The following is a 14412-nucleotide window of genomic DNA, read 5'->3' as shown; positions in this document are numbered from 1 at the left end:
TCTAATATTGCCGTTATAGCCACTTTTACCGCCACAAAACTTTATAACACATGAAAAAATATGTAATTACTTTCGGCATTATCGCGGGTGTCATTGTAAGTGCGATGATGGTTTACTCCATCACCTCTTGTTACAATTCGCTCGATTTTGATGGCAGCGAGATTATTGGCTATAGCTCCATGATCATTGCCTTCTCGTTTATTTTTGTGGCGATAAAAAACTATCGTGATAAAAATAATGCAGGCATCATTTCATTTGGCAAGGCATTCCGGATAGGCTTATTTATTACCCTGGTGGCATCAACTATTTACGTGTTGGTGTGGGTGATTTACTTCTATAATTTTGTGCCCGATTTTATGGATAAATACACCGCTCATACTATACAGCAAGCCAAAGAAAGCGGCCTGTCAGCAACAAAATTAAAAGACCAAACTGCCCAAATAACTAAAATGAGCGAGATGTATAAAAATCCGTTATTTGTTGTGCTGTTTACTTATATGGAAATTATGCCCGTAGGGTTAATTATCTCGCTGATAGCCGCGTTGATACTTAAGCGCAATACTTCAAAAGTTGTTGCAACATAATTATCATATTACATCCTGTCAGCCCACCTAAACCGTTTGGACGTTTTTATGCGTGCAACATGAAATTATAAAAATCGTTAATTAGATAAAACCGCAAACTACTTCAGGAGTTTACAGGAGGCGCAAAGCATAACCGACAATAATCTATGTAATGACTACCCGATTGATTAGGTACAGTAAATAGGCAATTGTAAAGATTTGTGTTTTAGCCATTACAGAATAAAAACGTATTTAATACGTTAATACGCCGTCCTGATTTGGGATAAACACACTAATAAGCGATATTTATATTATATACACCAAACACACACATGAATTACAAACAATTGCTGGATGAGGCAAAGGATCACGTCATCAAATATTTTCGTGATCACAATAACCCCGATCTGGTATATCATAATTTAAGCCATACCAAAAATGTGGTGGGCGCTGCTATGCAGATAGCCAACCATTACCAGCTGAACGACGAGGACTATTTTATTGTAATAGCCGGTGCCTGGTTTCACGATACCGGTTACATGGTTGACGCCTCAAAACACGAAGAAAGCAGCGCCCAAATCGCAGCCGATTACTTAAAGCATAAAGGCGTTGATGCGGTAATAATAGCCAAAGTTCAGGGCGTTATAATGGCCACCAAAATGCCGCAAAATCCTAACGGATTGCTTCAGGAGATCATGTGTGATGCCGACCTTTTTCACCTGGGTACGGTTGATCAGCGTAAAGGCAGCAGGCAGCTGCGCGAAGAGATGCTGCTGTTTTGCAAAATGGATATCAACAAAGCCGATTGGCGGCAAAAGACCATCAGCCTGATGGAAAATCACCGGTATTTTACCGATTACTGCCGCCTGCTGCTGGATGACCAGAAAGCTAAAAACCTCGCGGAGCTGAAGGAAAAGCAAAGTAAAAATGACGCCAAACAGCAGGATATTTTAGTGTTTGATAAGCAACATGAGGTCAATAAAAATGATGATGAGCCCGAAAAAAAGAAAAAGGATCGGCCCGAGCGCGGTATTGAAACCATGTTCCGGATCAGCTCAACAAACCACCAGCGACTGAGTGATATGGCCGATAACAAGGCACATATTATGATCACGGTTAACTCCATCATCCTGTCGGCCATCATCAGTTTGGTGCTGCGCAAGCTGGATCAGGACAGTACCTGGCTTATCCCTACGGTTATGCTAATTTCGGTTAGCTTGCTTACCATAACCTTTTCTATCCTCGCTACGCGCCCATCCATACCCGATGGCAGGTTTACCCTGGATAACCTGAAAAATAAGGACGTTAACCTGTTGTTCTTCGGTAACTTTTACCGCATGTCGCTGGATGAATACAGCGCCGGTATGTTCCAGCTGATGGAGGATAAAGAGTTTTTGTACGGAAACCTGATACGTGATAACTTTTCGCAAGGGGTAGTGTTAGGCAAAAAATACCGTTTGCTGCGGATATCCTACAATATATTTATGTTTGGGTTGATTGTGTCGGTATTCGCTTATATCATCGCGTCAATACTTAATGGAGACTAACAACCTGTTTAACGACCGCGACCTGAGCTGGCTCTCGTTCAACGGGCGTGTGCTGGCCGAGGCTGCAAAACCGTCCGTTCCGCTGCTGGAGCGCATCAAGTTCCTGTCCATCTTTTCGTCAAACCTCGACGAATTTTACCGGGTACGAATGCCAGTACTGGCTGCGTTCCAGAAAATTACCAGTGATGGCGATGGCGCTGATACGGCTAACTTGCAGCAAGCACGGGAAACGATCTTGGCGCAGCAGCAACTGTTTGGTAAAACGTTGGTAGCGCAAATCATTCCTGAATTAAGTGAAAACGGGATCCACCTGTTTTATAATGAGGCGATACCTGATAAATATCAGGCCTTGCTAACCGCCTATTTTTATAGCGACGTGCTGGGCTTTTTGCAACCGGTGTATGTGGGGTTGAATGATATTAATTTCTTTCCTGAAAATAATAAGCTTTACTTTTTGGTTGTAATTGAAAACGGTGGTAAACAGGAAACGGTGATCGTGAATATCCCATCGGACAAAGTGCCTCGTTTTTATACCACTGAACTAAATGGCGAAACTGCCGTTTTTTTTCTGGACGATATTATGCGGCTTAACCTGAAATTGCTTTTTTTGGGCAAAATAGTAAAGGGCTGTTACAGTTTTAAAATAACCCGGGATGCGGAGCTTGACCTGAAGGACGAATACACCAGCGATGTTGCCGGGCAGGTTGAAAAGCAGTTGAACAAGCGCGATCAGGGTTTGGCCACACGTTTTTTGTTTGAGCCGGGCATTCCGCTTTATAGCCTGAATTTAACTACCGAGCAGCTTGGGCTGGCCAATGCCGTGAGTGTTGAAGGGGGTAGGTACCATAATTTAAAGGATTTTGCCGACTTCCCGGTTAAAAACAGTGCTTTAAGCTACGATCGCTGGCCGGCGGCAAATTGTCCGGATGTGCCGCGCGATACAACTTTGCTGCAATATCTGGACGGGCGCGACGTTTTATTGAACGTTCCGTATCAATCGTACCATAGCATTTTACGTTTATTTAATGAGGCAGCCACGCATCCAGATGTAGAGGAAGTTTACATTACGCTTTACCGCGTGGCAAGGGAGTCAAAAATTGTGAATGCGCTCATCAGCGCGGCTAAAAACGGTAAAAAGGTTACCGTGATGATAGAGCTGAAGGCCCGGTTTGATGAAGCAAATAATATTAAATGGGCCCGTAAAATGAAAGATGCCGGTGTGCGCATTATTTACAGTATAACGGCGCTCAAAGTTCACGCTAAGGTAGCGTTAGTAAAAAGGAGGGATGGCGACAGGATAAAATATACAGGCTTGCTGGCTACTGGCAATTTTAATGAGAGCACAGCATCATTTTATACTGACCATATTTTGATGACGAGCAACCCGGCTTTGACACGGGAAATGGAGTTGTTATTATTGTTCCTGGCGAAGCGGCAAAAACCATCATCGCCGGATCTGATCCCTTTTGGCGAATTGCTGGTATCGCAGTTTAATTTGCAAAGGCGGTTCTTGGAGTTGATTGATAATGAAATAGCCAACGCGCAACAAGGGCTGCCTGCGTCCATCACCATAAAGATGAACAACCTGGAAGAGAAGGTCCTTATCAGTAAGTTGTATGATGCTTCACGAGCGGGAGTAAAGATCCAGCTGATCGTTCGTGGAATATGCTGTATAGTGCCGGGTGTGCAAGGTATGAGCGAAAATATTGAAGTGCGCCGCATTGTTGACCGCTACCTGGAGCATGGGCGAATATTCATATTTGAGAACAGGGGCGATAAACAGGTATACATGGGTTCGGCCGATTGGATGAACCGTAATATTTATCGTCGCATTGAGGTGTGTTTCCCGGTGTATAATGCCGGTATTAAAGCGGAGATATTGCACCTGATCGATCTGCAATGGCAGGATAACATGCAGGCGGTTTATATTGACCGGGAAATGAGTAATAAACCTGTTGCAAGGCAAGGTGAGGCGGTACAATCGCAACATGCCATTTATAATTTTTTGAAGAATGATAAACATGAAACAATTATATAAGGAGTTCAAGTTTCAATCGGCGTTTTTGCTGGTTTTATCACTGGTGTTCATCAGTTTTTCGTGCATGCAAAAAAGGGATGCATCGAAAAGTCCACCGGGGTACGATCTTTCCAAACCTCAAAAGTTTGTGATGCCTGCCAGCCTGACGGAAATATCAGGCCATACCTTTTACAAAGGCGATCCATCAGTAGTATACGCGCAGGAGGATGAAAGCGGTAAGGTGTATTTTTTTAAACCAGGGGATAAGAACATCTCATCAACCCAATTTGCAGGTCCCGGCGATTATGAGGACATAGCCATTTGCCGCGAGCAGGTAATTATGCTGCGCAGTGATGGCGTATTATTTATTTTACCGCTGGCACAGGTAAAAGCGGGTAAGGTAACATCGGTAAAAACAATAGGCAACATTTTGCCTAAAGGCGAGTACGAGGGTATGTATGCCGATGAAAGCACGGCTACCATTTACATCATCACTAAAAACAGCAAAGCTGACAAAAAAATGAACATCACAGCGGGCTATAAGTTTAACCTTTTGGCAGGCAATAACGTAAAACCGGCAGGTGAGTTTAGCATATCAAATGAGGAGGTAGCAACGCTCTCAGGAGAGAAAAAGAAAAAGAAGGCCAGGTTTATGCCTTCGGCACTTGCGAAGAATCCGCTTACCAATGAGTGGTATATCCTGTCATCCATTAACAAAATGATAGTGGTTACTGATAACAACTTTAAGGTAAAAGATATATATCCGCTTACACGTTCACAATTTCCGCAGCCTGAAGGCATAGCGTTCGACAGGCAAGGCAACCTATACATTTCAAACGAGGGTGGCAATGGCAGTGGCACACTGCTTAAGTATGTGTATAACAAGTAATTTGTATATTTAAATTAAAATTAAAGTATGCGTGTGGTGATGAAATGTTTTTTGCTGTTTATTTTTGCTGCTGTTGTATGTTTTTGCAAGCCGGTTTTTGCCCAGGGTTGGGATGCCAAGCTGCTAAACAAGATCAACCCGGAAAACCCGAATTCGCAGTACTGGATAAATACCAGTAACTCTGTTTATTGGGCAAGTGCGGCGGTGCCAGCCGGATCATTGATCTATGGTTTAATAAGCGGTGACGAAAAGGCCAAGCACAGCTCATTTGATCTGTTTTTGAGTTTAGGCGCTAATATGCTGGTTACTGATTTGATGAAGAAATCATTTAACCGTACACGCCCTGGCGATAAATATCCGAATATGATTTACCCGGTATCGCCAACTACTGATATGTCAATGCCTTCGGGCCATACCAGCATGGCGTTTGCAACGGCAACAACATTGTCATTACAATACAAAAAGTGGTATGTTACGGTGCCTGCCTATGCATGGGCGGCTTCGGTAGGGTACTCACGCATGTATTTAGGTAAACATTACCCCTCGGATGTATTGGGCGGCGCGGCGTTAGGGATAGGAGCGGGTTATGCAAGCCATTGGCTTAACCGTAAACTATTTAAACGCTATTACACCACACCCAAACCCTATGCCTACTAACTATAAAGCGGTAGTAAAACTTACTATACTATCAATATTAATTTTTAGCATACATAACGCCATTGCGCAAAAAGGCCCGGTAAGTTACCGGGTCATTTTTATTGGTGACGCCGGTGAGATGGATAAGCAGCAGGAAGCCGTGCTTGCCCATGCCACCGCCCAAACCATACCCGGCAAAAGTATGGTCATGTATCTGGGCGATAATATTTACCCGCACGGCATGGGTTTACCCGGCAGCCCGGAGCAAAAGCAAACGGAGGATATTTTACGGTCACAATACCAGCCGTTCAGAGCCAAGGGCGTACCGGTTTATTTTATTCCGGGTAACCACGATTGGGACAGGATGGGGCCGCAGGGTTTGGCCAAAATAAAACAGCAATGGGTTTTTTTAGACGCACAGCAGGATAGTTTGCTTAAGCTTGTTCCGCGCGACGGCTGCCCCGATCCGGTAGAGATCAACCTAACTGATAGCCTCACCATTATCGCGTTCGATAGCGAGTGGTGGCTTTTTACTTTTAATAAAGATAACCCCGATGCTGAATGCGACTGTAACAACCGCCAGGATATTTTAGCGCGCATGCAGCAGCTGTTTGATAAAAATAAAGGTAAAACTATACTGCTGGCATCGCACCATCCCTTTAAAACCTACGGCACGCATGGCGGATATTTTTCGCTGAAGGATCATATCTTTCCGCTGACTGCCGCTAAAAGGAATTTATATATACCGCTGCCGGTAATCGGCTCGCTATATCCGGCACTGCGTACGCTTTTCACTAACCCTGAAGATACCGGGCATCCGCTGTATAAAAATATGATACAGGGTATTGACAGGGTTTTTAATGGCTACCCGGACCTGATCCATGTTGCCGGGCACGAGCATGGCTTACAATTCATCAAGAGTAAAAAACTTACACAGGTAGTAAGCGGAGCCGGAGCCAAGCGTACCTATGCTAAAAAAGGTAAACACTCGCTGTTTGCGGACGCTACCCAGGGCTATGTTACCGCTGATATGATGGCGGACAAGAGCATGGTATTCACCTACTATATTTTTACTGACGAAGGTGTAAAGCAGGCTTTTACCTATACCCAACCCTTTGTAAAAGTTAATTACCGCGACTCGATACCTAAACCGATTGCTGCCGATAGTACGGTGATTGCGGTAAGGCCAGAGTATAATAAAGGCGGTAGTATGCACCGTTTCCTTTTTGGCGAAAATTACCGTAAGGAGTGGGCAGAGCCAACTAAGCTACCGGTTATCCGCCTGTCGCAAATACATGGTGGCTTAAAACCAACACAGTTGGGGGGCGGCTACCAGTCAAAATCATTACGCCTGGTTGATAAGGATGGCAAAGAGTGGGTGTTGCGCAGTGTTGAAAAAAGCCCGGAAAAAGTTTTACCCGGCGAACTGCAGGAAACCTTCGCTAAGGATTGGGTGAACGATGCCATGAGCGCGCAGCATCCCTATTCAGCATTAATGATACCGCCATTGGCTGATGCGGCTAAGGTGCCTCATGCCAATCCGATAATCGGTGTGGTATCGCCGGATAAGAACCTGGGCAAGTATGGCGCTATATTTAATAATATGGTTTGCCTGTTAGAGGAGCGTGAACCTATCGGCGATTCAAAAAATACATTGAAAGCCATCAAGGCCCTTAATAAGGATAACGATAATAAGTTTGATGCGCGGGGTTTTGTACGAGCCCGTATGCTCGATTTGCTGGTGGGCGACTGGGACCGCCATGAAGACCAATGGCGCTGGGCCGAAAAGAAAACAGGTGATAACACCGTTTACACCGCCGTTCCGCGCGACCGTGACCAGGCTTTGTATGTAAACGAAGGCTTGTTTCCGGGCATTGCGGGTTTGCCTTGGGTAGTACCCACACTACAAGGTTTTGATGGCGAAATCCCGTATGTTAAATGGTCGATTTTCAAATCGAGATTTTTAAATATGTATCCGCAGGCTAACTTTAGTTACCAGGAGTGGATGAACATGGCCAACGAATTTGTAGCTTCAGAAAGCGATCAGGTGCTTGAGGCCGGATTGAAAAAACTGCCTGCCGAAATTTACGCTATCCGGCATAACGAACTGCTGGCCAAACTTAAACAGCGCAGGGATAACATCCCCGCTGCCATGGCTAAATACTACAAGTTTGTAAATAAGATTGTTGATATACGCACCACGGATAAAAATGAGCTGGTAGAAATAACCGGTGATACCGCCCGCTCGCTCAAAGTAGTCATCAAAAAAATAAATAAGGATGGCAAAACCGAGGATGTGCTGATGAACAACACCTTTAGCCGTAATATTACCAAGGAGATCAGGCTTTATGTAGAGGACGGTGATGACCATGTGATTATCGACAATAAAACATCGCCCATAAAGCTTAAGGTTATTGGTAAAAAAGGCGATAAGGTGTATGAGATAGCCAACACTACCAAGAGCATTCCCTTATACAACAAGGGCAACAACATCACCTTTAAGGGCGACAGCAGCCGCTTTAAAAAACATTTACGTGCCGACAGTGCTAACACCGCCTTTGTACCGGTTGATCTGTATAATAAGCTCATCCCGCTGGCAACCGGCGCTTTAAACGCGGATGACGGTTTAATTTTTGGCTTGGGTTTCAAATATATACACCAGGAAGGCTTCCGTAAATCACCTTATAACGACGCGCATCAGCTCATGGTCAGTCATTCATTTGCAACAAAAGCTTTCCGAATTAAATATAGTGCCGAGTGGATGGAAGCAATTGGAAATGCCGATATAACTTTGCAGGCGTTAATACAAGCCCCGGATAATACCACCAACTTTTTTGGCCGTGGTAACGAAACAGCTTTTGACCGGGTAGGTAACTGGAAGCGCTTTTACCGTACGCGATATAACACAATAGAGATTGATCCGGCGCTGAGATGGCGGACTTCGCAAGGTACATCGGTAAGCATTGGTCCATCATTTCAATCTTACCATTTGGATAAAGAAGATAACGTTGGCCGTTTTATTAACAATACGTCGCTTATCGGCTCGTATGATAGCGCTACGGTTGATAAAGATAAATTGCATGCGGGTGTTGTTTTTAACTTTATCAGCGATAAGCGTAACAACCCGGTACTGCCAACCTGGGGCAACATGGTTAACATAAAAGTGGAGGGATATGCAGGGTTAAACAGCTACTCAAAATCGTACATACAAATAGTGCCTGAAGTGGCCTTTTACAAAAGCCTTACATCAAGCGGCTCAATAGTGCTTGCCGACAGGATAGGCGGCGGTGTTACCATTGGTAAAACAGCATTTTATCAATCATTGTTCCTTGGCGGCATTCAAAACTTACAGGGCTTTCGCCAATACCGGTTTGCCGGCCAGCATAGCGCCTACAATAACCTGGAACTGCGCATTAAACTGGGCGATTTTGCCAGCTACATTTTACCTGGACAGTTTGGCATTACCGGATTTTTTGACGTTGGCCGCGTTTGGGAAAAAGGCGAACAAAGCGATAAATGGCACATTGGCAACGGCGGTGGCATCTATTTTGCACCTGCACGTATGGCGGTAGTTCAGTTAGTTGCCGGGCATTCTGACGAAGGCTGGTACCCCTACATATCTATGAAATTTAGATATTAAGATAACACACCAAAAAATGCACACCGAAATACTTGAAATAAACCAGGACCAATGCGTTGTTTGCCAGGTTGAAACAAGGCTCTCTTTTAAACCGCTTGTAGAGCACCTGCAGGAACGGCTGAAAACCGAGCATCCTATAAAAGCGCAGTTCTACAAGTTTTTGCTTGAAAAGCTGAGCGAATTACAGGCTACGGATTACATTGTAAAAGTAGCCGACCTGGAAAGATACCAGGAAATGCTGGTATTGATATACACCATACTGACCCCACTGGTTGCCAGCGAAAAAGAATTCTTTTGGGCGATGAGCACCCCTGTGCCTGATAAGATATTCTTTAGTACGGATGCCTTCTATAACTTTTACACCAACAATGCGGAAGTAGCACACGTTGAGGGGTTTGAAGAAACCGATCATATTGAGAAAAAGCAGTTGCAGTTTATCTATCAGCTTATTTTAAAGCGGTTTTACAACTTTACCTCCGTATTCAAGGATGAGAAGGTATTAACTTATACTGATCCGGTTAGTCACCTGAATAAATACTTCAGCATACACGCCGACACCAGTTTCATTAATATTTTTGTTGATGGTGAACTGCCTGTGCTCGACTTTGAAAAAATAGGCGAGCAGATGCATGAAGGGCGTGAGCTGGAAATACTTGCCGATATTTTGCCGCTTCACCACTTCAGGCTCGAGGGCTTTACCATACTTACGCTTACCGATATCACCATGACGCGGGCTATTGATAACCTGCGTTCGGTATTGGTAGAGCATGCTGATGAGCGCGCTGCTTATCCGCTGGTAATCCAGTCGTTAAAAACATTGGCGGGTAATGCCGAGATTGAATTTGGTATAATGCCATTTTTAACGCTTAACGACAAGCTTGTATTTGATTCGGACGATTGTAAGGACAGTGTGCTGATGGATGCCGCCTCAAAAGCCGGCATTGCCGACGAGGTGATGTATGCCTTGGTTGAAGAGTACCGCAAAAACCCGCGCCCGATAATTTATACCAAGATAACCGATGAAAAAGCCGTAGATAACGTGATGCTGCGCATCATCAAACAGGCAGGCATATGCGCCTACACACTCATCCCGATATATTACAACAAAAAGCTCGCGGGCGCTATGGAGCTGCACTCCACCAAGGAATTGATTATTGATGAAGTGCTGCTGTCAAAATTACAGCGCGCGCTACCTTTGCTGGCCCAATTGTTTCAGTACAGTATTGACAGGTTTAATTCAGCTATCGATTCCATACTGAAGGATAAGTTTACAGCTTTGCAGCCTTCCGTACAGTGGAAATTTAATGAGGTAGCGCTTAATTACCTGCGCGGGCTAAAAAACAGCGATCGATTACCGGTTATCGATACCGTGGTGTTTGAAAATATGTACCCGTTGTTTGGCGCTATCGATATTCGAAATTCAACAATCGAGCGTAATATAGCTTTACAGGAAGACCTTTCGCAACTGCTTAACACGCTTTGCGATGCACTTGTAGCTGTTAAAAAGCATGTGGATATGAATCTTATAGACAAGCTGATCTATAACGTTAAAGAGTGGAAGGTGCGTATAAGCGATTACACCAACTCTAACGATGAGGTTATGCTTCGCGCTTTTTTGGATAATGAGGTTGATCCGCTGTTGAAGCATATCCGTTCTGGGCACCCGGTAACTGCGGCGGTGATAAACGAATATTTTAATTCTGTTCGAGAAGAGAGCGGCATCGCTTACCAGAAACGGCGCGAACTGGAGGCCTCGATGCAGCTTATCAATACCTCTGTAAGTCATTACCTGGAAAAGGCGCAGGCTATGCTGCAAAAATCATATCCCTGCTATTTCAGCAAATTCCGTACGGATGGGGTGGAATACGACATTTATATCGGCCAATCCATAGCGCCTGAAATGCCGTTTAATGAGGTTTACCTTAAAAACCTGCGTTTATGGCAAATACGCTCGATGGTGGAGATAGCGCGTTTAACTGCCGGACTATCCAAGAACATGATAAAGCCGCTGCATACCACGCATATGATATTCATCCATTCAAACCCGATCAATATCAGTTTCAGGAATGATGAGCGACGGTTTGACGTAGAAGGCGCTTATAACATCCGCTACGAAGTGGTTAAAAAACGGATAGATAAGGTATTGGTAAAAGGCACAGCTGAGCGCCTTACCCAGCCTGGGAAAATAGCGCTGGTTTATTTCAATCAGAACGAGGCAGGTGAGTATCTTGAATATATACAATATTTGCAGGAGCAGGGCTATTTAACCGGCGCGGTTGAGCAGTTGGATTTAGAAGAACTGCAAGGGGTGTCGGGACTGAAAGCACTTCGTACAACTGTTAATTATGTTGATGCCGAATTGCCTGAATCAATTGACTAGTTTAACACTTCGCGCTATGAGTAAATCATTTTATCTGTTTTTATTTATAGCGATACTGTTTTTCGGGCCGGTGCACTTATTAGCTCAAAACAGGCAAAACGTAGATAGCATAGAGGTAAGCGTTGCGCCTGAATATGATAAGGTAAGCAAAATACACCGCTTTTTACTGGGTAACCATAACCGGGCCATTTGGGCAGCACCTGTTAAGCTGCGCGTTGTTCATTTATCAACCGAAAGGGGTGGCATGAAGATATTGCAGTTGGGCGGCGGTATGCAAACCCGTTCGCTGCGTTTGCAGGACTCGGCCGGGCGCCAGTGGGCTTTACGCACACTACAAAAATACCCTGACCGCAAGCTGCCCGAAAATCTCAAAAAAACGGTGGCGCGCGATATTTTGCAGGATCAGGTTTCGTCCGCGCATCCTTTTAGCGCCCTGGTGGTACCACCGTTGGCATCCGCTCTGGGCATACCGCATGCCAATCCTGAGATTGTTTATGTAGCCGACGACCCGGCATTAGGTGAGTATCGAAAAGATTTTGCTAACCAGGTTTTTTTGCTGGAAGAGCGGGAACCGCTTGATGCCGAAAAAACCTATAATACTGATAAAGTACTGCAGAAGATACGTGACGATAATGACAACAAGATAGATGAGAAACTGGTGTTACGCGCCCGTTTGCTGGATATGCTGCTGGGCGATTGGGATCGGCATGAAGATCAATGGCGATGGGAAAAGCTTGAGGGTAAAAGCGGTGATCTGTATAAGCCTGTTCCGCGTGATCGAGACCAGGTGTTTTATTACACCGATGGTGTTTTCCCTTGGATAGTATCGCACCAGTGGTTATCGTCGAAGTTTCAGGGTTACGGTGACCACATCAGGGATATTAATGGCTGGAACGTGCAGGCGCGTTATTTTGACCGGTATTTTTTAAACCGTTTGGATGAGGGTGACTGGAAAAAAGAGATAGCTTACGTACAAAACACATTGACAGATGAATTGATCACTGCCTCTGTAAAGCGAATGCCCGATACGGTTTACAAGATATCCGGCAGCAGAATAGTAGCCAACTTTATATCACGCCGGAACCTGTTGATGAAACAGGCGTTGGAATACTACCGATTTATAAGCAAGTATGTAGAGATTCCGGCGACAGATAAGCACGACGGATTTGCCATTACCAGCAATACTGATGGTAGTTTGCGGGTTACGGTTAACAAAATCAAAAAGAATGGCAGCGTGGACCATTCTACTTATAAGCGTACCTTTTACCCGGATGTTACCAGCGAGGTAAGGCTATACGGCTTTGATAACAGCGATAGGTTTACCGTAAGCGGATCGACACCTTCAAAAATAAAGCTGCGCATAGTGGCCGGTACCGGTGCCGACACCGTACGCATAGCGGATAGCCTGCATAACAAGCACAATATTTATGTGTACGATTTAAAGCAGGAGAGCAACGTGTTGCCATCACGCTCACAAGCCAGGTTAAAGCTGTCAACGGATAGTGCGGTTAACCGTTACGAGCGCGAAAGTTTTAAGTACGACCGTTTTGCCATTATAACCCTGGCTAATTATGGTGTTGATAAAGGAATTTCATTGATCGGCGGTTTCTCCTACGAAAAACATGGCTTTCGTAAGGAGCCGTACGCCTACCGGCACGAATTTCTGACTGAATATTCACTGGCCCGAAAATCATTTGTATTCACCTACACCGGCGACTTTATTAAGCTATTTGGCAATACTAACCTGATGGTTAACCTGAAAGCGCGAGGCCCAAACAACGTAAGCAACTTTTTTGGCCTGGGTAATGAGAGTGTTTTTATCAATCGCGGGAGGCGCGAGATTGGTTACTACCGTAACCGCTATGATTTGGTAACCGGGGATGTATCGCTTTATCAAAACATAAACAAATGGCGTTTCAGTGCCGGGTTGGCCGGTCAGTTTTATACCGCATCGCAGGATAATAACGAGCGGAAGTTTTTAGCACTCTATGACCAGCAAAATCCGGATCAGCAGGTATTTGCTGACAGGGCTTACGCCGGTTTTACGACTAATGCCTGGTTGGATACGCGTAATAAAGCGCTGATACCAACACAAGGCATATTTTGGAATACCACCTTTTCGGGCTACGCCGGAATAAGCGGCGGCCGTAACAAATATATGCAGCTGCAATCGGAGTTCGGCTTTGTTGTTAACCCCGACCGTGATTCAGTTTGGGTAATTATTAACCGCACCGGCGGCGGCCACATTTTTGGTCATGCAGAATATTTTCAGAAGGTAAAGTTAGGCGGCCTCGCCAACCTTCGGGGCTTCCATACCAACCGTTTTACCGGCGAAACCATGTTGTATAACGACTTGGAGACGCGCGTAAAGCTATTTGACTTTAACTCTTACCTGCTTCCCGGCTCGTTGGGGCTGATCGGCTTTACGGATGCCGGCAGGGTATGGTCGCCCGGCGAAAGCTCAGACAAAATATATGTCGGCTACGGTGGTGGTTTATATCTGATACCGGCCCGTTTGGTACTTATTGAGGCCGCGATGGGTTTTTCGCGAGAAGGAGCCATCCCTTACATCTCCCTTGGTATTCACTATTAAAAGCGATGTATTAGCGCTTTGCGCCCAAAAAATACAATACCTGCTAAAACATTTTAAATATTTATAAAAAGATTTCTTTAAAGTGTATCAATTACAATAAATTTGAAATTCAACCATTGTGCATTATAATTATGGTATATTTTTGCT

At 44.8% G+C, this 14412-nt stretch carries 8 protein-coding genes; all 8 read left to right on the top strand.

Annotated elements, in window-relative coordinates:
• The first annotated feature begins 50 nt into the window (after positions 1-50).
• The 8 genes from ABD960_RS13030 to ABD960_RS12995 all read left to right on the top strand — a co-directional run bounded on the left by ABD960_RS13030 (position 51) and on the right by ABD960_RS12995 (position 14265).
• Positions 51-584, top strand: a complete 534-nt coding sequence (locus tag ABD960_RS13030) for a DUF4199 domain-containing protein (RefSeq protein WP_345331595.1) — start codon at positions 51-53, stop codon at positions 582-584.
• A 311-nt stretch (positions 585-895) separates the two neighbouring features.
• On the top strand, positions 896-2110 hold the full coding sequence (locus tag ABD960_RS13025; RefSeq protein ID WP_345331594.1) for a Pycsar system effector family protein: 1215 nt from the start codon (positions 896-898) through the stop codon (positions 2108-2110).
• On the top strand, positions 2100-4148 hold the full coding sequence (ppk1, locus tag ABD960_RS13020; RefSeq protein ID WP_345331593.1) for a polyphosphate kinase 1: 2049 nt from the start codon (positions 2100-2102) through the stop codon (positions 4146-4148). Before ABD960_RS13025 ends, ppk1 begins: the two co-directional genes overlap by 11 nt.
• The gene (locus tag ABD960_RS13015; protein WP_345331592.1) at positions 4132-5016 is read left to right on the top strand and encodes an SdiA-regulated domain-containing protein; all 885 of its coding nucleotides are present in this window, start codon (positions 4132-4134) and stop codon (positions 5014-5016) included. The genes ppk1 and ABD960_RS13015 overlap by 17 nt, the downstream gene beginning before the upstream one ends.
• Positions 5017-5055: 39 nt before the next feature.
• Positions 5056-5673, top strand: a complete 618-nt coding sequence (locus ABD960_RS13010) for a phosphatase PAP2 family protein (protein WP_345331591.1) — start codon at positions 5056-5058, stop codon at positions 5671-5673.
• Positions 5663-9292, top strand: a complete 3630-nt coding sequence (locus ABD960_RS13005) for a BamA/TamA family outer membrane protein (RefSeq protein ID WP_345331590.1) — start codon at positions 5663-5665, stop codon at positions 9290-9292. Before ABD960_RS13010 ends, ABD960_RS13005 begins: the two co-directional genes overlap by 11 nt.
• A gap of 16 nt (positions 9293-9308) precedes the next feature.
• The gene (locus ABD960_RS13000) at positions 9309-11672 is read left to right on the top strand and encodes a hypothetical protein (protein ID WP_345331589.1); all 2364 of its coding nucleotides are present in this window, start codon (positions 9309-9311) and stop codon (positions 11670-11672) included.
• Positions 11673-11688: 16 nt separating this feature from the next.
• Positions 11689-14265: a BamA/TamA family outer membrane protein gene (locus tag ABD960_RS12995; RefSeq protein ID WP_345331588.1), complete on the top strand. Its 2577-nt coding sequence runs from the start codon at positions 11689-11691 to the stop codon at positions 14263-14265.
• The last annotated feature ends 147 nt before the right edge of the window (positions 14266-14412 follow it).

Source organism: Mucilaginibacter defluvii (genome assembly GCF_039543225.1).
GTDB lineage: Bacteria > Bacteroidota > Bacteroidia > Sphingobacteriales > Sphingobacteriaceae > Mucilaginibacter > Mucilaginibacter defluvii.
Note: the sequence above shows the minus strand (reverse complement) of the source record. Positions and strands in the feature narration are given on the sequence as shown.

Coding starts and splice junctions, on each gene's coding strand:
- ABD960_RS13030 (WP_345331595.1), top strand. CDS start 51: ATGAAAAAATATGTAATTACTTTCGGCATTATCGCGGGTGTCATTGTA.
- ABD960_RS13025 (WP_345331594.1), top strand. CDS start 896: ATGAATTACAAACAATTGCTGGATGAGGCAAAGGATCACGTCATCAAA.
- ppk1 (WP_345331593.1), top strand. CDS start 2,100: ATGGAGACTAACAACCTGTTTAACGACCGCGACCTGAGCTGGCTCTCG.
- ABD960_RS13015 (WP_345331592.1), top strand. CDS start 4,132: ATGAAACAATTATATAAGGAGTTCAAGTTTCAATCGGCGTTTTTGCTG.
- ABD960_RS13010 (WP_345331591.1), top strand. CDS start 5,056: ATGAAATGTTTTTTGCTGTTTATTTTTGCTGCTGTTGTATGTTTTTGC.
- ABD960_RS13005 (WP_345331590.1), top strand. CDS start 5,663: ATGCCTACTAACTATAAAGCGGTAGTAAAACTTACTATACTATCAATA.
- ABD960_RS13000 (WP_345331589.1), top strand. CDS start 9,309: ATGCACACCGAAATACTTGAAATAAACCAGGACCAATGCGTTGTTTGC.
- ABD960_RS12995 (WP_345331588.1), top strand. CDS start 11,689: ATGAGTAAATCATTTTATCTGTTTTTATTTATAGCGATACTGTTTTTC.